At 75.0% G+C, this 22164-nt stretch carries 18 protein-coding genes and 1 riboswitch; of the genes, 9 read left to right on the forward strand and 9 right to left on the reverse strand.

Going from position 1 to position 22164, the window contains the following annotated elements:
• Positions 1-14: 14 nt before the first annotated feature.
• A complete protein-coding gene (locus tag ACFQTY_RS01645) occupies positions 15-1163 on the forward strand; it encodes an ABC transporter ATP-binding protein (RefSeq protein WP_378096336.1) in 1149 nt (382 codons plus the stop codon).
• Positions 1164-1204: 41 nt separating this feature from the next.
• Here ACFQTY_RS01645 and ACFQTY_RS01650 read toward each other — a convergent pair whose 3' ends face one another.
• Complete coding sequence (locus ACFQTY_RS01650; protein ID WP_378096339.1) at positions 1205-1912, reverse strand: GNAT family N-acetyltransferase; 708 nt, start codon at positions 1910-1912, stop codon at positions 1205-1207.
• Positions 1913-1965: 53 nt separating this feature from the next.
• Here ACFQTY_RS01650 and ACFQTY_RS01655 point away from each other — a divergent pair, with 53 nt between their 5' ends.
• Complete coding sequence (locus ACFQTY_RS01655; RefSeq protein ID WP_378096342.1) at positions 1966-2394, forward strand: nitroreductase family deazaflavin-dependent oxidoreductase; 429 nt, start codon at positions 1966-1968, stop codon at positions 2392-2394.
• Positions 2395-2542: 148 nt separating this feature from the next.
• On the forward strand, positions 2543-2989 hold the full coding sequence (locus ACFQTY_RS01660; RefSeq protein WP_337973949.1) for an Hsp20/alpha crystallin family protein: 447 nt from the start codon (positions 2543-2545) through the stop codon (positions 2987-2989).
• Positions 2990-3106: 117 nt separating this feature from the next.
• Here the strand turns inward: ACFQTY_RS01660 and ACFQTY_RS01665 are convergent, their stop codons facing one another.
• From ACFQTY_RS01665 to ACFQTY_RS01690, 6 genes are all read right to left on the reverse strand, one after another.
• Positions 3107-4465, reverse strand: a complete 1359-nt coding sequence (locus ACFQTY_RS01665) for a MalY/PatB family protein (protein WP_378096345.1) — start codon at positions 4463-4465, stop codon at positions 3107-3109.
• A gap of 10 nt (positions 4466-4475) precedes the next feature.
• Positions 4476-6797 carry a 5-methyltetrahydropteroyltriglutamate--homocysteine S-methyltransferase gene (gene metE, locus ACFQTY_RS01670; protein WP_378096348.1) on the reverse strand — a complete coding sequence of 774 codons (2322 nt, stop codon included), beginning with the start codon at positions 6795-6797 and terminating at the stop codon, positions 4476-4478.
• Positions 6794-7777 carry a methylenetetrahydrofolate reductase gene (locus ACFQTY_RS01675; RefSeq protein ID WP_378096351.1) on the reverse strand — a complete coding sequence of 328 codons (984 nt, stop codon included), beginning with the start codon at positions 7775-7777 and terminating at the stop codon, positions 6794-6796. Before ACFQTY_RS01675 ends, metE begins: the two co-directional genes overlap by 4 nt.
• A 4-nt stretch (positions 7778-7781) precedes the next feature.
• Positions 7782-7881, reverse strand: a riboswitch (SAM riboswitch).
• Between the two features lie 81 nt (positions 7882-7962).
• Positions 7963-8235 (reverse strand): hypothetical protein, encoded by a 273-nt coding sequence (locus ACFQTY_RS01680; protein WP_378096354.1) that lies wholly within the window; start codon positions 8233-8235, stop codon positions 7963-7965.
• A gap of 77 nt (positions 8236-8312) precedes the next feature.
• Positions 8313-8942 carry a DNA-3-methyladenine glycosylase I gene (locus ACFQTY_RS01685; RefSeq protein WP_378096357.1) on the reverse strand — a complete coding sequence of 210 codons (630 nt, stop codon included), beginning with the start codon at positions 8940-8942 and terminating at the stop codon, positions 8313-8315.
• Between the two features lie 45 nt (positions 8943-8987).
• Positions 8988-13853 (reverse strand): DUF3418 domain-containing protein, encoded by a 4866-nt coding sequence (locus ACFQTY_RS01690; RefSeq protein WP_378096360.1) that lies wholly within the window; start codon positions 13851-13853, stop codon positions 8988-8990.
• Between ACFQTY_RS01690 and ACFQTY_RS01695 the strand changes: the two genes are divergently transcribed.
• The 4 genes from ACFQTY_RS01695 to ACFQTY_RS01710 all read left to right on the forward strand — a co-directional run bounded on the left by ACFQTY_RS01695 (position 13798) and on the right by ACFQTY_RS01710 (position 19214).
• Positions 13798-14280, forward strand: a complete 483-nt coding sequence (locus tag ACFQTY_RS01695; RefSeq protein WP_337973943.1) for an aminoacyl-tRNA deacylase — start codon at positions 13798-13800, stop codon at positions 14278-14280. The two genes, ACFQTY_RS01690 and ACFQTY_RS01695, sit on opposite strands and share 56 nt — an antisense overlap.
• A 259-nt stretch (positions 14281-14539) precedes the next feature.
• Positions 14540-14890, forward strand: a complete 351-nt coding sequence (locus tag ACFQTY_RS01700; RefSeq protein WP_291759933.1) for an STAS domain-containing protein — start codon at positions 14540-14542, stop codon at positions 14888-14890.
• A gap of 65 nt (positions 14891-14955) precedes the next feature.
• The gene (locus tag ACFQTY_RS01705; RefSeq protein WP_378096364.1) at positions 14956-16125 is read left to right on the forward strand and encodes an exonuclease SbcCD subunit D; all 1170 of its coding nucleotides are present in this window, start codon (positions 14956-14958) and stop codon (positions 16123-16125) included.
• A complete protein-coding gene (locus ACFQTY_RS01710; RefSeq protein WP_378096368.1) occupies positions 16125-19214 on the forward strand; it encodes an AAA family ATPase in 3090 nt (1029 codons plus the stop codon). The genes ACFQTY_RS01705 and ACFQTY_RS01710 overlap by 1 nt, the downstream gene beginning before the upstream one ends.
• Before the next feature lie 35 nt (positions 19215-19249).
• On the opposite strand, the gene ACFQTY_RS01715 is transcribed toward ACFQTY_RS01710, so the two are convergent.
• Entirely contained in the window at positions 19250-19666 is a 417-nt protein-coding gene (locus tag ACFQTY_RS01715) for a hypothetical protein (protein WP_291761525.1), read from the reverse strand.
• 242 nt (positions 19667-19908) lie between these two features.
• Between ACFQTY_RS01715 and ACFQTY_RS01720 the strand changes: the two genes are divergently transcribed.
• A complete protein-coding gene (locus ACFQTY_RS01720) occupies positions 19909-20607 on the forward strand; it encodes a DUF2993 domain-containing protein (RefSeq protein ID WP_378096371.1) in 699 nt (232 codons plus the stop codon).
• A gap of 87 nt (positions 20608-20694) precedes the next feature.
• Here the strand turns inward: ACFQTY_RS01720 and ACFQTY_RS01725 are convergent, their stop codons facing one another.
• Positions 20695-21399: an HNH endonuclease family protein gene (locus ACFQTY_RS01725; protein WP_378096374.1), complete on the reverse strand. Its 705-nt coding sequence runs from the start codon at positions 21397-21399 to the stop codon at positions 20695-20697.
• Between the two features lie 131 nt (positions 21400-21530).
• Here ACFQTY_RS01725 and ACFQTY_RS01730 point away from each other — a divergent pair, with 131 nt between their 5' ends.
• Entirely contained in the window at positions 21531-22109 is a 579-nt protein-coding gene (locus ACFQTY_RS01730) for a YdeI family protein (RefSeq protein WP_378096377.1), read from the forward strand.
• Positions 22110-22164 lie beyond the last annotated feature (55 nt).

Raw genomic sequence — 22164 nt, forward strand, 5'->3', positions numbered from 1 at the left:
CAGAGGAGAACCCCATGGCCACCATCGAGATGATCGGTGTCCGCAAGACCTTCGGCACCACCGTGGCGCTGGACGACCTGCACCTGCGGGTCGAGTCCGGTGAGCTGGTGTGCCTGCTCGGCCCGTCGGGCTGCGGCAAGACGACCGCGCTGCGCCTGCTGGCCGGCTTCGAGCAGCCGGACGCCGGCCGGATCCTGGTGGACGGCGAGGACGTCACGCGCGTGTCCCCCCGGCACCGCCGGTTCGGCATGGTGTTCCAGGACTACAGCCTGTTCCCCAACCTCACGGGCCGGCAGAACATCGCGTTCGGGCTGAAGATCCGCCGCAAGGGCGCCGCCGAGACGGCTGCCACGGTGGACCGGCTGCTCGCGGTGACCCGCCTGGAGAAGCACGCCGACAAGTACCCGCACCAGATGTCCGGCGGTCAGCGGCAGCGCGTGGCGCTGGCCCGGGCGATCGCCACCGAGCCGCGGCTGCTGCTGCTGGACGAGCCGCTGTCCGCCCTCGACGCGCAGGTGCGCGAGCACCTGCGGGACGAGATCCGGCGGCTGCAGCTCGAGGTCGGCGTCACCACGGTGCTGGTCACGCACGACCAGCACGAGGCGATGGCGGTGGCCGACCGGGTGGCGGTGATGCGTGACGGCCTGCTCGAGCAGATCGACCCGCCGCGGGCCCTGTACAGCCGGCCGGCGTCGGCGTTCGTCGCCGGTTTCGTCGGGACGGTGAACCGGCTGCGCGCGCAGCGGGCTTCGGACGGCTCGTGGACGGTGCTGGGCGCGCCGGTCGAGGTGGCGGCGGGCGCGGGTCGGAGCGAGGTCTCCGGCACGGGCGTCGGCACGGCGGGTGCTGTCACGGCGTCGCCCGGCTCCACGGATGCAGCGACGCACGGGCAGGTCGCCCACGACGTGGACGTGCTGCCCGCGCCGCGGGCCGTGGTGCGCCCGGAGCAGCTGCAGCTGGCGCCGGCACCGGACGGTGCGGCTCCGGTGGCCCGGCTCGTCGCGCTGTCCTTCCTCGGCGCGTTCACCCGTGCGGTCGTCGAGCACCCGACCGAGGGCCTGGTGACCGCCGACGTGCTGGGGACCGGTGCGGACGGGCTGCGCATCGGCGACGCCGTCACGATCGGCGTCCGGCCCGGGGCCGGTGCCGTCGTCCTGCAGTGAGGTTCCGGCCGGGACCGCGTCGGGTCGCGAGGAGTCGGCCGCTAGGCGTGAGTCGCTGAGTCGGTCGCTGCGCGCTCGATGCCCAGGAACCGCCGCAGCGCCTCGGCGCCCTCGGTCGAGACCGGCTCGTCCGGGCGGACGAACGTCGCCGGCGTCACCGTCACGCGCTGCTCGTCCACCCCGACCTTGCCGTGGCGGGTGCGCTGCACGATGCGTCGGCGGCCGTTGTCGACGTAGCCGACCTTGCGGCTGACCGCTGCCGACGCGTGGTTCCCCACGATGTAGCCGGACTCGCACCGCTCGGCGCCCAGCTCGTCGAACGCGAACCCGACGACGAGCTGCCGCATCAGCGTCCCGGTGCCCCTGCCCTGGTGCGCCCTGCCCAGCCACGAGCCGCTCTCCACCTGGCGGGTCTGCGGGAAGTCCGTCGCGTGCACGTCCTGCATGCCGACCAGCTCGCCGTCGCGACGGACGGTCAGCGCGAGGCGCCAGTCGTCGGGCGCGGTCGCCGCTCGCTGCCCCCACCACCAGCGCAGCGAGGTCGTGGGGAAGCCGTCGGGACGTCCTGGTGCGAAGGGCTCCTCCTGCCAGGCGTCGAGGAACGGCATCGGTAGGCCAGGCACCTGGATCCCGCCGCGCACGAGCTCGACGAGCTCGGGGAGGTCGTCGTCCCGCAGGACCCGCAGCTCGACGGCGCCGCACGAGATCCTCAGCGCGAACGGAGGGAACACGTCCTCGAGGGTCAGCATGCGGCATCCTCTCCGGAACAGCCGGGGCCAGGACACACCTTTAGGGTCACCTCATGGGACTGAGCCGTACGCAGCTGATGTTCGTCGCGCTGCACCGCGCCGTGTACCGGGCGACGGGCGGACGGCTGCTGGGGCGGTTCGGTCGCATCGAGCAGGTGCTGCTCACCACCACCGGCCGCAGCACCGGCAAGGCCCGCACCACCCCGCTGGCCGGCACCCCCGACGGTGACCGGCTGGTGCTGGTCGCCTCGAACAACGGGGGTGACGCGCACCCCTCCTGGTACCTCAACCTGGTGGCGAACCCGCAGGTCAGCGTGCAGCGCGGGGCGACGGTCGCGCCGATGACCGCCCGGACGGCCGAGGGTGCGGAGCGCGAGCGGCTGTGGGACCTCGTCGTCCGCAACAACCCGGGCTACGCCCGCTACGCGCAGCGCACCACGCGGCACATCCCCGTCGTGGTGTGCGAGCCGCTGGACCGCTAGCGGGGCAGTTCGCGGACCGCGAACGGCACTGGCACTCTCCCGTGCCGAGTGCTAATCCTGAGGGTGTAGCCGATCGACGGCCGCGGAGGTCGCCGGTTGCACGGGTCCGCGGGAGGTCCGCGAACCCCGTCACGGGAGGTGAGCGCACATGGCTACGCGGTACGACCCCTTCCAGGAGATGGACCGTCTGCTCGGTCAGATGTTCGCGTCGGAGCGTGCTTCCGCCAGCATGCCGATGGACCTGTACCGCAGTGGTGACCACTACGTGCTCCACGTCGACCTGCCGGGCGCCGACCCGGGCAGCATCGACGTGAACGTCGACGACCGCACCCTGACCATCCGCGCGCAGCGCTCGGCCCACACCGAGCAGGACGTGCAGTGGCTGGCCAAGGAGCGTCCGGTCGGCACCTACGCCCGCCAGCTGACGGTCGGCCGTGGCCTGGCGCTGGACAGGATCAGCGCCACCTACACGGACGGCGTGCTCACGCTGACCATCCCGGTGTCCGAGGAGGCCAAGCCGCGGCGCATCGAGGTGCAGCACGGCGCAGCCGAGCCGACGACGATCACCGCGGAGGCATCGCAGCAGGGTTCGTGACGCCCTGACCAGCAGCGAGCCGCTGTCAGGCGGTCACGACGACGCCCCGGAACCCGATCGGGTCCGGGGCGTCGTCATGCCCGGTGCGGCGGCTCTGCTCAGCCGCACACCGGTGGCTCAGCCGCGCGCAGGTAGCGCCGCGGCGATGCGGTCGACCGCCTCGGTGACGAGGGCGGGCGAGGTGGCGAGGTTGAACCGGACGAAGCCGGTGCCCTCGGTGCCGAACTCGGGCCCGGGGACGGTGGCCACCCGCGCGTGCTCGAGCAGGAAGGCGGCCGGGTCCGCACCCTCCGGGAGGCCCGCGTCCCGCAGGTCGAGCCAGGCGAGATAGGTGCCGTCGCCCGGTGTCCAGCGGACGGCGGGCAGCCGCTCCGCGAGCAGCGAGCCGAGCAGCCGGGCGTTGGCGCCTAGCGCGTCGAGCACCTCGTCCAGCCACGCGCGGCCGTCCCGGAAGGCCGCCTGGTGGGCGATCGAGGCGACGTGGCTGATGCCGTGCACGGCCGGGGTGCCGAGGCGGGCCAGGTCGTCGACCGCATCCGGACCGGGAACCGCGAGCGCCGCCTTGAACCCCGCGAGGTTGAACGCCTTCGACGCGGAGTGCAGCGCGATGGCGTCGGGGATCGCCGTCACCGTCGGGACGAACGCCGGTCGGGTGCCGTCGGCCCGGGTCGGCAGGATCGCTGCGTGGATCTCGTCGGCCACCACGCGCACGCCGTGCGACCGGGCGAGGTCGCCGGCCGTGCGCAGCTCGTCGAACGAGTGCAGGACGCCCGTGGGGTTGTGCGGCTGGCAGAGCAGCAGCACGGCAGGACGGTCGTCCCGACGAGCCTCGCCGAGCGCACGGTCCAGCGTGGCCGGGTCCAGACGGCCCTCGGGCGTCAGCGGCGCCGCGAGCACCCGGCGGTCGGCGTGCTCGAGATGGGTGCGGAACGGCGCGTACACCGGCGGCGTGATCACCACGGCGTCGCCGGGGGAGGTGAACAGCCGCACCACCTCGACGACGCCGCGCATCACGTCGGCCACCGTGCGGGTGGTCGACGGGTCCACCGTCCAGCCGAACCGCTCGGCGGCGAAACCGGCGAACGCCTCGGCATAGACCTGCCCGTGCTCGTAGCCGGTGTCACCGGAGCGGACCGCGTGGTCGACGGCGTCCGCGACCGCCGTCGGCGGCACCACGTCCATCTCCGCGACGAACATCGGCAGCACGTCGGGGCCGTACGCCTGCCACTTCTCGCTGGTGCGCGCGCGCAGCAGGTCGATCGGCACGTCGAACGGGCCGGTACCGGGCTGGCCGTCGGCCGCGTGACCGTCGTCAGCCGACCGGAGCCGGCTGCGGTCCCGCTTCGCCGTCGGCGCGCCCGGACCGCCCGCGCCGCCTGCGCCGTCGTGGCCCGTCGCCTGGTCAGCGCCGGTCGCCTGGTCGGCGCCTGTCAGCAACCCGGCGCCGTCCGTCGGACAGTCGCTCTCCACCGTCACCCCGCCGGCCTCAGAGGCCCGCGCGCACGGTGCGCGTGGCCGCGATGATGTGCTCGAGCGAGGGGTTGACCTCCTCGTACCGGCGGGTCTTCAGGCCGCAGTCGGGGTTGACCCACAGCTGGGCCGGGTCGATCGCCTGCACCGCCTCGGACAGCAGCTCGGTCACCTCCGCCTCGCTCGGCACGCGCGGCGAGTGGATGTCGTAGACGCCCGGGCCGATGCCGCGCGGGTAGCCCGCGGCGGCGATGTCGCCGAGGATCTCCATCTTCGAGCGGGCCGCCTCGATGCTGGTCACGTCCGCGTCGAGCCCGTCGATGGCGCCGAAGATCTGCCCGAACTCCGAGTAGCAGAGGTGGGTGTGGATCTGCGTGTCCGGACGGACGCCGGAGGTGGCCAGGCGGAAGGACGCGACCGACCAGTCGAGGTAGGCGGCGTGGTCCTTCTCGCGCAGCGGGAGCAGCTCGCGCAGGGCGGGCTCGTCCACCTGGACGATGGCGATGCCGGCAGCCTCGAGGTCGGCGATCTCGTCGCGCAGCGCCAGCGCCACCTGGTTCGCGGTGTCCGCCAGCGGCTGGTCGTCGCGGACGAACGACCACGCGAGGATCGTCACCGGACCGGTGAGCATGCCCTTGACCGGCTTCTCGGTCAGCGACTGCGTGTAGGTCGTCCACGGCACCGTGATCGGCGCCGGGCGGGACACGTCGCCCCACAGGATCGACGGCCGCGTGCACCGCGAGCCGTAGGACTGCACCCAGCCGTTGCTGGTCACCGCGAACCCGTCGAGGTGCTCGGCGAAGTACTGCACCATGTCGTTGCGCTCCGGCTCGCCGTGCACCAGCACGTCGAGGCCGAGCTGCTCCTGCAGGTCGACGACGCGGCCGATCTCGGCGCGCATCTCGTCCTCGTACTCCGCCGCGGTGAGCTTGCCGGCGCCGAACGCCGCGCGGGCCGCGCGGATCTCCGGGGTCTGCGGGAACGAGCCGATCGTGGTCGTCGGCAGGGCCGGCAGCTGCAGCCGGGCCTCCTGGGCCGCGCGACGCTCGTCGAACGAGCCGCGGTGGAACTGCTCGGCGGTCAGCGCGGCGACGCGCTCGCGGACCTCCGGACGCACCACCCCGGCGGCCGCCGCACGCGCGGCCCGGGCGTCCGCCGCGGCACGCAGCGCGTCATGGATCGCCTCGCGGCCCTCCGTCAGGCCCTCGGCGAGGGTGACGACCTCGACGACCTTCTGGTCGGCGAAGGCGAGCCACGACGCGAGCGACGGGTCGAGGTTCGGCTCGTCGGCCACGTCGTGCGGGGTGTGGAACAGGGAGGTGGAGGTGCCGACGGCCACCGCCGCGGCGCCCAGCGTCTCCAGCTGCTCGAGCGTCGACAGGGCGCCGTCGAGGTCCGCGCGCCAGATGTTGTGGCCGTCGATCACGCCGCCGACCAGGGTCTTGGTCTCCAGGCCGGCCACCGAGCCGGTCGGCAGGTCGCCGCGGACCAGGTCGAGCGCGATGCCCTCGACGGCCGTGCGCGCGAGCACCGGCAGCGCGGCACCGAGGTCGCCGTACGGCGCCGCGACCAGGATCGCCGGGCGGTCGGTGGCGTCGCCGAGCACCCGGTACGCCTCCTCCGCCGCGGCCAGCAGCCGCTCGGTCGGCACGCCGGTCGACTCGGACACCAGTGCGGGCTCGTCGAGCTGCACCCAGGTGGCGCCGGCGGCGCGCAGCGCCGCGAGCAGCTCGACGTACACCGGCAGCACGTCGGCCAGCCGCTCGATCGGGGCGAAGCCCTCGGGGGCGCCCTCGGCGGCCTTCGCCAGCGCGAGGAACGTCACCGGGCCCACCAGCACCGGACGGGTCAGCACGCCGTCGGCCAGCGCCTCGGCGAACTCCTGCACGGGTCGGTCGCCGGACAGCCGGAACTCGGTGTCCGGGGCGATCTCCGGGACCAGGTAGTGGTAGTTCGAGTCGAACCACTTGGTCATCTCGAGCGGCAGGTCGTCACCGCGGCCGCGGGCCACCGTGGAGTAGCCGGCGAGGTCGAGGCGACCCTCGGCGTCGCGCAGGTCCGCGAACCGGGCAGGCACGGCGCCGAGCACCACGGCGGCGTCGAGCACGTGGTCGTAGAACGAGAAGGCGGACGGGATCGCCGGCACGTCGGTGCGCAGCCCCAGCTCGGCCAGGCGGGTGCGGGTGCGCTTGCGCAGGTCGGCGGCCACCTGCTCCAGCTCGGCGGCGGTGGACCGGCCGGCCCAGAAGGACTCGAGGGCCTTCTTCAGCTCGCGGCGGGGACCGATCCGCGGGTAGCCGAGGATCGTGCCGGTCGGGAAGGCGGTGCGCTGCGTCATGCGTCTGTCCTCGCGGTGGTGGTGGCGGTGGGGCGGCCGACCAGGCCGGCCCCCTCCAGCAGGTCGAGTGCGGCTTCGTGCTTGTTGAACGTGTAGAGGTGGATGCCGGGGGCGCCGCCCTCGAGCACCCGGTCGATCAGCTCGATGCCGAAGCGCAGACCGCGGCGGCGGCGCTCGGCCTCGTCGTCGGCGTCGTCGAGCAGGGCGAGCAGGTCGCGCGGCACCGGGACGCCGGTCACCTGCTCCGTGCGGACCAGGCGGGCGGGGTCGGTGGCCGGGATCAGCCCGGGGACGATGGGGATGACGACCCCGGCCCGGCGAGCCTCGCCCACCAGCTCGAGGTAGGAGTCGGCGTCGTAGAACACCTGGGTGATGGCGAAGTCGGCACCGGCGCGCTGCTTGGCCAGCAGCGCCTGGATGTCCTGCTCACGGGAGCTGCCGGTCAGCCGGTTGCCGCGGGGGAACGCCGCCACGGCGATCGACAGCGGCTTGACCCGCGCGCGCACGGCCTGTGCCGGGCTCTGCTCGCAGCGCTCGTGCTCGATCTCCCGCAGCAGCTCCACCAGCTGGCTGGCCGTGGTCAGCCCGTGCGGGTGCGCCTGCCACTGCGCCTCGCCCTCGGGCGGGTCGCCGCGCAGCGCCAGGAACGAGCGGACGCCCTCGTCGAGGAACTCCCGCACGATGGTGGAGATCTCCTCGCGGGACGCGCCGACGCAGGTCAGGTGGGCGATCGGGGTCAGCGTGGTCTCGTGCAGCATCCGCCGGACGAGGGCCCGGCTGGTGGTGCGGGTGCGACCGGACGCGCCGTAGGTGACGGAGACGAAGTCCGGCCGGACCGCTTCGAGGCGGCGGATGGTGTCCCACAGCTTCGGGGCGGCATCGGGGTTGCGCGGCGGGAACAGCTCGAACGAGACGGTCGGCCGGTCCACAGGCGCAACGACGGGTCCGCTCGCGGCGGTCCGGGCGTCGGCAACGCTCATGGTCACTCCATCGGTCCCGGCTGAAGCACCCACACCCTCCCGGTGAGGAAGGGGGGTTGCTGCGGCGTCGACGAGCCAGGTCTCTCGGCCGCTCTGGATGGTGTGCAGGACGATACCCGCCGTCTCGCAGTACGGTCACCATTGCCCGTTTGGTGAGACGCGGCAGCGTGCAGGGTGAGACGACCTCAGGGGCGCTGACGATGCGCCAGGCCGCTGTGCTGACGTGACGGGTGCGGCGCCACCGGGATGCCGCTCGTGGCGCAGGGGACGGCGGTGGCGCTGCCCTCGGACCGGGCCGCCGCTGCAGCACCGCCGGCACTCTGATCGGCGCTCAGGGACCACACCGGGACCGCTTCCAACCCCCGGCGCACCGCGATGAGAAGTGCCGCGTCGACGGGTGCCGGACGCAGCATCGGTGCGTACAGGGCCTCGCTGCCCTCGTTGTCCCCCAGTGCCACGGCCGCAGATGCTAGCCCCGACGTGTCCGATTTCGGGGAGCTGCCCGTCGCGTCGGACGAACCGTGACGCACGCCTCTCAGGGGTGGGCGTCGCCACCCGCGGGCACCGCCGCCACGGGGTCCCCGGCGTCCCGCGCGACGGCCACCGGGCACCCGGCGAGGTGGTCGTCCACCACCCCGCACGCCTGCATGCTCGCGTAGGCCGTGGTGGGTCCGACGAACCGGAAGCCGAGCCCCTTCAGCTCCTTGGCCAGGGCGGTGGACTCCGGGCTGGTGGCGGGCACGTCCGACCAGGTCAGTGGTCGGCGTCGACTCTCCGCCGTGGGTGCCGGCGCGTGCGACCACAGCACCTCGTCCAGCGTGCGACCGTGCTGGTGCAGGGCCCGCAACGCATGGGCGTTGGCGATGGTGGCCTCGATCTTGGCGCGGTTGCGGACGATGCCGGCGTCGGCCATCAGCCGCGCGACGTCGTCCGCCCCGAAGCCTGCCACCACCTCGGCGTCGAAGTCGGCGAACGCCGCCCGGAACGCCGGTCGCTTCCGCAGGACGGTGATCCAGGACAGGCCCGACTGGAACCCCTCCAGCGCGAAGCGCTCGAACAGCGCGTGCTGACCGTGCACCGGCACGCCCCACTCCTCGTCGTGGTACTGCGCGAGCAGGGGGTCGCCGTCACCGAAGCATCGGCCGGAGCCGTCCGTGGAAGCCATGCCCGTGAGTCTGCCGGTGACCACCGACGCGGGGGACGGTGACGGTCAGGCGATGGCGCTGAGCGCCTTGCGGATGCGGGTGGTGGACACCGGGACCGGGGTGCCCAGCTGCTGAGCGAACAGGCTGACGCGCAGCTCCTCGAGCAGCCAGTGGACCTCGTCCAGGGCTGCCGTCCGGGCCGCGTCCGGCGCTCGGCCGGCGGTGCGGGCGACGGTGTCCCGGTACAGGCCCTCCACCTCCCGCACCTGGGCGGCCAGCGACTCGTCGCGCTGCGGGTTCTCGGCCGCCTTGGTCAGCCGGTACGCGGCGGCGCGCAGGTACCGCGTCAGCTGGGGCAGGCGGTCGGCGCCGACCTCGGTGACGAAACCGTCGTGCACCAGGGCGTCCGTCTGGTCGCGGACGTCGCGGGCGGTACCGAGCAGGGCGAGGGACGACGAGGCGCGGACCGTGGCCTGCACCTCGCGCCAGGCGGTGAGGACGGCGACGAGGTCGGCGACCAGGCGGTGCACCTCGTCCTCCAGACGGTCGCGGACGGCGGTGCGCAGCGCCGTGTACGCGGCGGCGTCCCGGACGGCTGCCTCCGGTGCGGCACCGGCGGCCGTGGCAGCGAGGTGCCGCGTGATCAGCCGGTCGATCGCGGCCAGCTGCACGTCCGTGACCAGGGCGGCCGTGTCCGGGTACGGGGAGGCCGCGAGGGCGAGCGCCTGCGCGCCGGTCCAGCGGGACGATACCCGGGCGGTCGCCAGCCCGATGTCGAGCAGCAGCAGGCGGCGCAGGCCACGGCGGTACTCGTCGGGAACCGCACCGGCGTCGGCGAGCAGCCGCACCCCGACCGACGGTGCCGTGCCGCCCGTCGCCGCCAGCTCGACGAGCGACGGGTACGCCCGCACGACGACGCCGCCCACCGCGGTGGTGCTCACCTGATCCGGCAGCGTGCCAGCGGGTTCACCGGCGCGGTCCGGCAGGTCGGGCCACGTGCGCAGGCCGCTGCGCTCCAGGTCGCCGCCCGGCAGTGGCGTCGCCAGGCCGTCGGTGGACGAGCCCGGCCGGCCCGGGCCCGACGTCGAGGCGCCGGCGGTCGTCGCGATGCGGGCGTCGCCGGCTGCGGTCCCGGAGGCGGAGCCGTCGACGGCCGGGATCGTCCCCGCCGCGGACGGGCCCGCACGGGCGTCGCCTGCACGACCGCGTCCCCGCCCGCCGCGGTCCGGCCGCTCGGTACCGGCGCGTGCCTCGGCGAGCGCGGCGGCCACGGCCGTCCGGACGGCGGACGACACCGCGTCCTGCGCGTCCCCGGCCAGCCGCCGCTGCAGCGCCACCAGGTCCTTGCCCTCGTCGAGCACGCCCCCACCGGCGTCGACCACGCGGAACGTCATCCGCAGGTGGGCGGGGAGCTTCTCGTCGTCGAACGCGTCGGCCGGCACCTCCACGTCCCGCATCGCGCGCACGGCCTGCGCGAACGCCTCGTGGAACGACGGCGCCGCGTCGCCGGCCCGCACGGTGTCCTCCCAGGACGCGAGGTGCTCGTCCATCCACGCGTCCACAGCCCGCGCCACATCCGGCGCCGGCACCAGCTGGACGCGTACCGGCTTCGGCAGCGCACGGATGGTGGCGGTGACCAGCTCGGCGCGCACCCCCGGGACCATCCAGTCGAACCCCTCCGGACGCAGCCGCGCGAGCGTGACCAGGGGGATGTGCACCGTCACGCCGTCGGCCTCGGTGCCGGGCTCGAACTGGTAGGTCAGCGGCATGCTGACGTCGCCCTGCGGCCACCGCGAGGGGAACGCCGACTCGTCGATCTGCTGGGCGCCGGGCGCCACCAGCAGGTCGCGGGTGAACGCCAGCAGCTCCGGCTGGGACCGCCGAGCGCCCTTCCACCACGTGTCGAAGTGCCGCGCCGAGACCACGTCGTCCGGCACCCGCTCGTCGTAGAAGTCGAACAGCACGTCGTCGTCCACCACCAGGTCGCGGCGGCGGGCGCGGGCCTCGAGCGCCTGCGCCTCGGCCAGCAGCCGGCGGTTCTCGTGGAAGAAGGTGTGGTGGGTGGTCCACTCGCCCTGCACCAGGGCGTGCCGGATGAACAGCTCCCGTGCCTGCGCGCGGTCCACCGAGCCGAGCAGGATGCGCCGGTCGGTGACGATCGGCACGCCGTACAGCGTCACCTTCTCGGTCACCATCGCGGCGCCCTGCCGGGTGCTCCACGCCGGTTCGGAGTAGCTGCGCCGGACGAGGTGGCCGGCCAGCTCCTCGGCCCACTCGGGTCGGATGCGCGCGACGTCGCGCGCCCACAGGCGGGACGTCTCGACGAGCTCGGCGGCCATCACCCACGCCGGGGGTCGGCGGGCCAGGCCGGAGCCCGGGAAGATGGCGAACCGCGCGTTGCGGGCACCCAGGTACTCGTTGCGCGGGCGCGGGCGACCGCGGCCCTGTGGCGGTGCACCGCGGCCCGAGCGGGCGGCGGGGGTGACCTCGGTGGCCTCCTGCATGCCGATCTGGGACAGCAGCCCGGCCAGGACGGCGAGGTGGATGCGGTCGCCGTCCCAGGCCCAGGTGGTGCGTTCGGTGAGGTCCTCGGGGGCCCCGACGACGGCACCGGCCTCGCTCGCCGGTTGGGCCGTCGGCGTCTGCTCCGCGACCACCGCACCGGGTGGCAGCCGTCGGCCACCATCCCGCACCACGGCGCCGCGTCCGCGCCCGCCACGGCCGTCGCCCGGGCCGTCCTTCGCCCCGGCCGGCGCCCCGTCCCCGACGGGTCGCGGACCGCCGCGCGCGTCGATCCCCAGCCCCTTCACCATGTCCCGCAGCTGGGTGACGACGTCCTGCCACTCGCGGACGCGCAGGTAGTTGAGGTGCTCCGAGCGCACCAGCCGCCGGAACGCGGAGCCGCTCAGCGCGTGCCGCTGCTCGCGCAGCCACTGCCACAGGTTGAGGTACGTCAGCAGGTCCGACGACGGGTCGACGAACCGCCGGTGCAGGGCGTCGGCCACCTCGCGCTGGTCCGCCGGACGCTCCCGCGGGTCCTGGATCGAGAGGGCCGCCGCGATCACGACCACCTCGCGGGCCACGTCCCGCTTGCCCGCCTCGACGATCATCCGCGCCAGCCGCGGGTCGATCGGCAGCTGCGCCAGCGCCCGGCCGGTGTCGGTGAGGCGCGCGCCGCCGGGGCCGGTGGACAGCGCGCCGAGCTCGGTCAGCAGGGCGACGCCGTCACGGACCGCGCGCACGTCCGGCGGGTCGACGAAGGGGAACTGAGCCACCTCGTCGGGCGTGCGGACCACGCCCACGGCGATCATCTGCAGGATCACCGACGCCAGCGACGTGCGCAGGATCTCCGGCTCGGTGTACTCCGGCCGGGACGCGAGGTCGTCGGCCGAGTACAGCCGGATCGCGATGCCGGGCGCCACGCGCCCCGACCGACCGGACCGCTGGTTGGCCGACGCCTGCGAGATCGGCTCGATCGGCAGCCGCTGCACCTTGGTGGCCTGCGAGTAGCGCGAGATGCGGGCGGTGCCCGGGTCGACGACGTACCGGACTCCCGGCACCGTCAGCGACGTCTCGGCGACGTTGGTCGCGAGGATCACGCGCCGCTTGCCGTGCGGCTCGAACACGCGCCGCTGCTCGGCGGCGGACAGCCGGGCGTACAGCGGCAGCAGCTCGACGGCCTGCGGGTGCTGCGGGTCGGTCACCCGCGGGCCGAGCGCGCCGCGCAGCCCGTCCTCGGCGTCCCGGATCTCGCGCTCGCCGGAGAGGAAGACGAGCACGTCGCCCGGTCCGGCGGCCATCAGCTCGTCGACGGCCTCGACGATGCCCGTGACCAAGTCCTTCGCCTCGGCGCGGGGACGCCTCGCGGCAGCCGCCGGCGAGCCCTTGCCCCGGCCGGCGCCGCGTCGGCCCGCTGTCGCTGCACCGGCACGCCTCGACCGGCCGGCCGCGGTGAGGTCGTCCGCCCCCTCGTCGTCGTCCTGGTCGCCCGCCCCGAGCGCGGACTCCTCCGCCGCCCGGTCCGGCGACAGCGGCCGGTACCGCACGTCCACCGGGTACGTGCGGCCGGTGACCTCGACGATCGGCGCCGGCGTGCCGTCCGCGGCGGCGAAGTGCGACGCGAACCGCTCCGAGTCGATGGTCGCCGAGGTGATGACCAGCTTGAGGTCCGGCCGCCGCGGGAGCAGCCGCGTCAGGTAGCCGAGGATGAAGTCGATGTTCAACGACCGCTCGTGGGCCTCGTCGACCACGATCGTGTCGTAGGCGAGCAGCTGCGGGTCCCGCTGGATCTGGGCCAGCAGGATGCCGTCCGTCATCACCTTGACGAGGGTGTGGTCGCTGGACTCGTCGGTGAACCGCACCTGGTAGCCGACGACGCCGCCGAGGGGGACGCCGAGCTCGTCGGCCACCCGCTCGGCGACGGTCCGCGCGGCGATCCGCCGCGGCTGCGTGTGCCCGATCTGCCCGGCACGGCCGCGACCGAGCTCGAGCAGGATCTTGGGCAGCTGCGTCGTCTTGCCGCTGCCCGTCTCCCCCGCGACCACCACCACCTGGTGGGCCGCGATGGTCGCCGCGATCTCCGCCCGCCGGGCGCTGACCGGCAGCTCCTCCGGGTACGTGACGGGCGGCAGCTCCACCTGCGCGCGCAGGTGCGCGACGCGCTCGCGGCGGCGGGCGCCACGCTGGTCGGGCCGGTCGCCAGGCGCGCCGTCCCCGTCGCCGTGGCGGTGCCCGTCCCCGCCCGCGTGCCGCTCCGGACGCCCGGCGCCACGTCGGCGCGGACGCTCCGCACCGCGCTCGTGCTCGTCGGGACCGCTCACGACGGGCCATTCTCCCAGGCGGCACCCACGCACCGCCCGCGCATAACGTGGGTCCGTGGAGACGACAGAGGGCGAGCGGCGAGCGGTCGAGGCGTTGCAGGCGTCCGGCATCCCGCACGTGGTGGCGCGGCACGGTCGGGTCTCCTCGCTGGCCGAGGCGGCCGCGGCCCGGGGCATCGACCCGTCGCAGGTGGTCAAGACGATCGTGGTGCGCCGTGGTGACGACGACTACCTGTTCGTCCTGGTCCCCGGCGACCGCACCATCGCCTGGCCCCGCCTGCGCGAGCTGCTGGGCGTGAACCGGCTGTCGATGCCGGACGCCGCCACGGCGCGGGACGTCACCGGGTACGAGCGCGGCACCATCACACCGTTCGGCTCGTTGCACCCCTGGCCGGTGATCGCCGACGCGCGCGTGCACGGGCTCGTGTCGATCGGCGCCGGCGCGCACGGCGTCTCGGCGACGCTCGAGGGCGCCGAGCTGGTGCGGGTGCTGGGCGCGACGGTCGCGGACGTGACGGACCCGGCACCGGAGGCGTGACCTGGAGCTTGGCCCCGAGCTGAGCCTGGGCAGCGCCTGTGAGGTGTGGACTTGACCTTCCGAGCGCCGTCCCGAGGTGCAATCATGACGGCCGCATGACCGGGAGCGAACCTCCGGGAACCTGATGTCGGAGGTTCGCGTTCCACTGTGCGCCGGCGACACCCCCGTGTCGCCGGGGGATGACGAGGTCATCCGCAGGACGTACTGTCGTTGTCCCGGTCCACCGGCGTACCGGCAGCAGTAGGCACGAGGAGCAGCAGTGAGCATCGACGAGCTGATCGACGACGGCCCGACGGACAGCATCCGCGTCGAGGTGGTGGACGGCAGCACGGTGGTGCACCTGGTCGGTGAGATCGACGCGGCGCTCCGGCAGCAGGCGAGCAACACGATGGGGCTGGCGCTGATGCACGGGCTGCCCGTGGTGATCGACGCGAACGGCCTGCGGTTCATCGACTCGTCGGGCATCGCCTTCGTGCTGCAGCTGCACATGGCGGCGGCCGAGGCCGGCATCCCGATGTCGCTGCGCGACTCCCGGGGTCTGCTGCGGGACCTGCTGTCGGTGGTCGGGCTCGGTGCCGTGATCCCGGACGAGGTCGTCAGCCCGCTCTGAGGCCCGCCGCTCGGCCGCCCGCGTGGGTGCCGAGCCGTGTCGGTGGCCGCGGCTACGGTCGCCGCATGCGGCTGCTGCACACCTCCGACTGGCACCTGGGCCGCACCCTGCACGGTGTCGACCTGCTGGACCACCAGGCGGCCGCCCTCGACCACCTGGTCGACGTGGTGCGGGCCGAGCGGGTGGACGCGCTGCTGGTCGCCGGGGACGTGTACGACCGGGCGATCCCGCCGGTCGAGGCGGTCACGCTGCTGTCGGACGCGCTGGCCCGGCTCTCGGAGCTGACCACCGTGGTGCTCACCTCCGGCAACCACGACTCCGCGACGCGCCTCGGGTTCGGCGCGGCGCTGATGCGCGAGAAGGTGCGGCTCCGCACCCGCGTGGCGACGCTGGCCGAGCCGGTGGAGGTCGCGGACGGCCTGGTGTACGGGTTGCCGTACCTCGACCCGGACCTGACCCGGGGCGGCCTGGCGTCGGCCGACGACGAGGGCGGCACGCCGGTGCTACCGGCGCGCTCGCACGAGGCGGTGACCAGCGCCGCGATGCGGCGGGTGCGGGCCGACCTGGCGGTGCGCCGGGGCGGGGTGCGGCGGGCGGTGGTGATGGCGCATGCGTTCGTCGTCGGCGGTCAGCCGAGCGAGTCCGAGCGGGACATCCGGGTGGGCGGCGTCGACCAGGTGCCGGCCGGGGTGTTCGCCGGGATGGACTACGTGGCGCTGGGCCACCTGCACGGACCGCAAGGACTGTCCGGGGTCGACGGGACGGTGCTGCGCTACTCCGGCTCCCCGCTGGCGTACTCGTTCTCCGAGCAGCACCACACCAAGTCCTCCGTCCTGGTGGACCTGTCGGGTGCCGAGCCGGCGACCGAGCTGGTCCCGGCGCCGGTGCCGCGGCGGCTGGCAGACGTCACCGGCACGCTCGACCAGCTGCTCGGCGCTGGTGGCGAGCCCCATGTGGACGACTGGGTCCGGGTGACCGTCACGGATGCCGCGCGGCCGCCGGAGCTGTTCCGACGGGTGCGCGACCGGTTCCCGCACGCGCTCGTGGTGCAGCACGTGCCGGCCGACGGTGCGGCGCGCACGACGGCGTCCCGCGTCGTCACCGCCGCCGCCGACCCGCTCGAGGTGGTGGACGCCTTCGTCCGCCGCGTCACCGGCACCGCACCGACCCCCGCCGAGGTGGCGGTGCTGCGGCGGGCCTACGAGGACGTCGCGGACGCGGAGCGGAGCGCCTGATGCACCTGCGCCGCCTGGTGCTGCAGGCCGTCGGCCCCTTCGCCGGCCGGCACACCATCGACCTCGCCGAGCTGGGCGCGTCGGGCCTGTTCCTGCTCGAGGGGCCGACGGGTGCGGGCAAGTCCACGCTGATCGACGCGATCGTGTTCGCCCTCTACGGCAAGGTCGCGTCCGACGAGGCGTCGGACGACCGGCTCCGCTCCGCGCACGCCGCACCGCAGGTGGAGAGCCTGGTCGACCTCGTGTTCGAGGTGCCGTCCGGGGTGTTCCGGATCCGCCGGACACCCCAGTACGAGCGGCCCAAGCGCCGCGGTACGGGCACCACCACGCAGCAGGCGAGCGCCAAGCTGTGGCGGCTGCCGGCGGACGTGCCGTCGACGGCGACGGACGACGAGCTGGACGCGCTCGGCACCCCGATGGCGAACCGCCTCGACGAGGTCGGCGCCGAGGTGCTGCGGGCGATCGGCCTGGACCGCACCCAGTTCGTGCAGACCGTCGTGCTGCCGCAGGGGGAGTTCGCCCGGTTCCTGCGCGCCAAGCCGGAGGACCGGCGCGGGCTGCTGCAGAAGATCTTCGGCACCCAGGTGTACCAGCGGCTGGCCGAGCGGCTGGTCGAGCTGCGCCGCGAGGCGGACCGGGCGGTGGAGGCGGCCCGCGGCGAGCTCGGTGAGGCTGTGGCGCACCTCGCGGGGGCGGCGCGGCTGGCCGAGGACGAGGCGGCGGCGCTGCGGGACGACGTGACGGCCGCCGTGCTGGTGGACGAGGCGGCGGTCGCCGGCGTGGTGGCGGCTCGTGCAGGGGCCCTCGAGGTGGACGCGGTGGCAGCGGCCGCGGCGCTGACGACCGCTGAGGCGGCGTGGCTGCGCGCGCGGGCCGCGGCAGAGGAGGCCCGGGCGACGGCCGAGCTGCTGGGGCGGCGGGAGCGGCTGCGGGCCGAGCGCACGGTTCTCGACGGCCTGGCCGAGCGGCATGCGTACGACGTCGAACGACTGGAGCAGGGCCGCCGGGCGGCGGCGGTGCGCCCGCTGCTGGTCGGCGACGAGGCCGCACGCGCGGCGCTCGAGGCGGCCGAGAAGGAGTGGGGCGCCGCGCTCGACGGGGCGCCGGCGGGGCTGGTGCCGGCCGGGGTGGGCGATGCCGCCGCGGCTGACGGCGGCGAGGGGTCCGGGCAGCCGCTCGTCCGGCACCTGCGCGACGAGCAGCGCGCGGCGGTGGAGCACGCGGCACGCCTGCAGCGACTGGTCACGGTCGAGGAGGGGCTGACCGAACGCCGGCGGCAGCTGCACCGTGCGGCAGAGCTGCTCGACGACCTGACGCAGGAGCTGGCGGTGCACGACGCCTGGCTGGCGGCGCGGCCGGAGGAGCGCGCGACCCTGGTGGAGGGACTGGACGCCGCCCGCGCGCTCGAGGCTCGCCACGGCGAGCGCATCGCGGCCCGCGACGCGGCGAGCACCACGCTCGGCGCGGTGCTCGCGCTCGCCGCTGCGCAGTCGGAGCTCGAGCGCGTCGAGGTGGACCGCGAGGCCGCGGGCCGCACGGCCCTCTCGCTGGCCGATGCCGCCGCCGCTGCGCGCACGGCGCGGATCGCCGACCTTGCCGGCTCGCTGGCCGCGGACCTGCGCGACGGCACCCCGTGCCCGGTGTGCGGCTCGCCGGACCACCCTGCGCCGGCCCTGCCGACGGCGGCGGGCCACGTATCGGCCGAGGACGTGCAGGCTGCCGAGGACGCGTGCCGCGAGGCGGAGCGACTGCTCGCCGGCCTCGCCGGACGCGCCGGTGAGCTCCGCGGCAACGTGACGGCGCAGACGGGACAGGTGGCCGGGACCGACCGGGCGTCCGCCGAGGCGGCCGTCGCACAGGCCCGGGCAGCGCTGCTGGAGTGCGACGCCGCGGCCGCGGACGTCGTCCAGCTGGCCGCCGAGCTGGACCGGTTCGACACCGAGACGCAGCTGCGCCGGCAGCAGCGGGACGACACCGCCGGCCGGCGCGCGATCGCCGAGGCGACGCTGCTCACCGACCGGGTCGCGCTCGACACCGCGGAGGCCGAGGTGGTGGCGGCACGGGCCGACCACCCGACGGTCGCCGCGCGGCACTCCGCACTGGTGGAACGCGCCGAGGCGGCTCGTCAGCTGCTGGACGCGCTGGAGCTGCGGGGCGCCGCGCGCCGCACGGCGGCGACCCGGGCGGAGGAGCTGGCGGAGGGTCTGGACGACGCCGGCTTCCCGGATGCCGCGGCAGCGCGTGCCGCACTTCTGCCCGCTGACCAGGTCGCCCACCTCGACGCGCAGGTGACGGCCTACCGGTCGGACGTCGCCCGGGTCGCGGCAGCCCTCGACGCGCCGGAGCTCGGCACGCTGCCCGACGGCCTGGTGGTCGACGTGCCGGCCGCCACCGCGGCGGAGACCGCCGCACGGCAGCTCGCCGACACCGCGGGCGCGGCGGCGCAGGTGGCTGCCGAGCGGCTCGCCGCAGCGACCACCGCCGGAGAGGTGGTCGTCCGCCGCGCGACCACGCTGACCGGTTGCATCGCGGAGGCGGCACCGGTGGCTCGCCTCGCCACCCTGGCCAGTGGTGCCGGGGACAACGCCCAGAGGCTCTCGCTGCAGACGTACGTGCTGATGAGCCGCTTCGAGGACGTCGTCGCCGCGGCTAACGAGCGGCTCCGGGTGATGTCCGACGGCCGATACGAGCTGGTGCGGTCCGACGAGCGGGAGGACGTGCGCGCCCGCACCACCGGGCTGGCGATGCGGGTGGTCGACCACCTGACCGAGCAGCCACGGGACCCGCGCACCCTGTCCGGCGGGGAGACGTTCTACGTCAGCCTCTGCCTGGCGCTCGGCATGGCGGACGTGGTGACGGCCGAGGCGGGCGGTATCGACCTCGGCACGCTGTTCGTCGACGAGGGCTTCGGCTCGCTCGACCCGCACGTGCTGGACCAGGTGCTCGCCGAGCTGGGGCGGCTGCGTGCCGGTGGCCGGGTGGTCGGCGTGGTGTCCCACGTCGAGGCGCTCAAGCAGTCGATCGCCGACCGCATCGAGGTGCGGCCACTGCCCGACGGTTCGAGCACGCTGACGGTCCGCGCCGGCTGACCGGCGGACGGCGGCTCACGGCGCCGGGCGGCCGCTCACCAGGTCCAGCCGCGGGACGCGAGCTCGACCTCCTCGCGGAACCGCTCCGCCGGGTCGCCCTTGGCGTGCCGCTGCACCTCGACGCCGGCCAGCGAGCATGCCTCCGCGAGCAGCTCGTCGTACGCGAGCTGCGACGCGATGATCCGCTCCGCCCGCGCGTAGACCGTCGGGTCCTCCTCGAGCGTCCGCACATGGTTGGCCACCGCGCCCAGCCGCTCCTGCACGCGCAGCGCCAGGAACGGGTCCGGCGGCATCGCGTGCCGGTGCCGCAGCCGCAGCGCCACGCGCTCCAGCCGGTCGGCCAGGCGTAGCCGCCACCTCGGGACCGGACGTCCGGACGGGATGGCCATCGCCAGCAGGCTGAAGAGCACCGCGGGGGCCACCGCCAACGTCAGCACCATCGCCCACACCATCGTGGTCACCCCAGTCCTGCTCGACCCGGTGCGGCTCGGGGACGACGCCTGCGGCGCACCCCCCGGCCACCACCTCAAGCGTAAGAGCCCGCTGTGAGCAGCGCCACAGTCGACATGGACGGATGACCGGCTGAAGTCCGGCGGGTCCCGAGGCCCCCGTCCGGCGGGCAGCGACGGCCGCGGCGCCCTACCGTGGCACCGGACCGGCCGCCCGGCGGCCACGGGCGACGAGAGGCGGACGCGTGCGCAGGCTGCTCGGGACGGTGCTGGTGCTCGCCCTGCTCGCCGTCGTGCTGGTGGTGGGCGACCGGGTGGCCAAGGGTGTGGCCGAGCAGCGCATCGCCACGGCGGTGTCGCGGGCGGTGACGGTGTCGGGCAGCCCGCAGGTGACCATCCACGAGCAGACGCCGTTCCTGCTGCAGCTGGTCCAGGGTCGGGTGCGGACGGTCGACGTGGCGCTCGCCGGTGCGCAGCTGCAGGGCCTCGCAGCCTCGGACGTGCACGTCAGCGCGCAGGACGTCGCGGTGGCCGCACCGCATCGCGCACGGCACGTCAGCGCCGACGGTGTGCTGCCGACGTCCACCGTGCAGCAGGTGGTGGCGCAGCGCACCGGCCTGGACGTGACGCTGAGCGTCGACGGTGCGGCGATGAAGGCGACCGGCAAGGTGCTGGGCCTGGACCTCGCCGTGGACCTGACGCCGCGGGTGGACGCGGGACGGCTGCTGGTGGACGCCACCAAGGTGACGCTCGGCGGCCGGACGATCCCGACGACGGCGCTGCCGGCAGCCCTGCGTCAGGGTCTGACCGGGCTGCAGGTGCCGGTGAACGGGCTGCCGCAGGGGCTGGCGCTCACGTCCGCGGAGGTGGTCCCGGCGGGGGTGCACGTGAGCCTGACCGACGACGACGTGGTCGCACCGGCCGGGGCGACGTCGACCCCCTGAGGCCGCAGCTCGCCGGAACGTCCGGTGCGGCGCCGAGGGGCCGGTGTCGCCCCGCAACTCACCTCCGCCGGGCGGTCCGGCCGCGCGTCACGACCGGCGCGCCACGACGCACCGGTCGAGCTGGTGGTCGATCGCGTCGCGCTCGGCGGCGGTGACCCACAGCCCGTAGGCCGCCTTCACCCGCACCTGCCGCATTACGTACACGCACCGGTAGCCGTGCTCGGGCGGCAGCCAGGTGGCGGCGTCGCCGTCGCCCTTGTCCTGGTTGGTGCGCCCGTCGACGGCGAGCAGGTTGGCCGGGTCGTTGGCGAGCTGTTCCCGGCGGCTGGCCGGCCAAAACTGCGCGCCGGTGCGCCACGCGTCGGAGAGCGCCACGAGGTGGTCGATTTGCACCGCCGTCGACCCCGCGCCGCGCTCGAACCGGACCACCGAGCCGGTGTACGGGTCCGCCAGCGTCCCCGACAGGACCACGCAGTCGGACGTCCCGGGCTTGAGCGTCACGTCGGTGAGGTCCCGGCGCAGCACGTCGTTGCGGGTGTCGCAGCCGTTGCGGTCGACGTCGGCCCACGCCTGGCCGAACTGCTCGCGGCTGTACCCGGACGACGACGACGCGGGCCGCACCGCAAGCGCCCCGAGTGCCGCCCGCGCCGCCGCGAGGTCCTCGGCCGTGACCGGGTACCGCGCGGCCGACCGGGCATCGGTCCACACGGGCACGCCGGCGCCGAACCCGCCGCACACCAGCAGCACGGCGGTCCAGACGACCACCCGTCGCGGCGCCGGGCGACGGGTCACCCAGCGACCCTGTCGTCGCGTCCGTCCGTGCGGGACGTACGGTCGCCGTCCCGGGGTCGTCGAGCCACTGACCAGGGCTGTTGTCGCGCCGGCTCTTCTCGGCTGTCGGTGGCCGGCGCGAGGATGCGCGCATGGCCGGTATGAAGGACGCGCCGCGCGTCGCCGTCAGCTCCGCGGCGCAGCTGCGCGCCTGGCTCGTCGAGAACCACGCCTCGTCGTCCGGTGTGTGGCTGGTGCGGCCGCGACCCGGTCCCGACCGCGACGCCCCGACCTACGACGAGCTGATCGAGGAGCTGCTCGCCTTCGGCTGGATCGACGGCCAGTACGCGCCGATCGACGCGGACACGTCGATGCTGTGGATCACGCACCGCAAGCCGCGCAGCGGGTGGTCGCGGCTGTCCAAGGAGCGGGTCGCACGGGTGCAGGCGGCCAGCCGCATGACGCCCGCCGGTGCCGCGGTGATCGAGGCGGCGCAGGCCGACGGGTCCTGGGCGCTGCTGGACGACGTCGAGGCGCTCGTCGTCCCGCCCGATCTCGAGGCCGCGCTCGCCGCACGCCCGGGCGCACGGGAGCACTGGGATGGGTTCGGTCCGAGTGCGCGCAAGCTGGTGCTCACCTGGATCGTGACGGCACGGCGCCCGGACACGCGCGCGGCGCGGGTCGAGGAGGCGGCCCGCTCGGCCGAGCAGGGCGTCCCGGCGCGGCGCTGACCGCGCCCGCACGCACTTCGCCCGCACGCACTTCGCCCGCACCGCCGATCCGGGT

Origin of the sequence: Cellulomonas sp. T2.31MG-18 (assembly GCF_964266755.1) — a bacterium.
Taxonomy (GTDB): domain Bacteria; phylum Actinomycetota; class Actinomycetes; order Actinomycetales; family Cellulomonadaceae; genus Cellulomonas.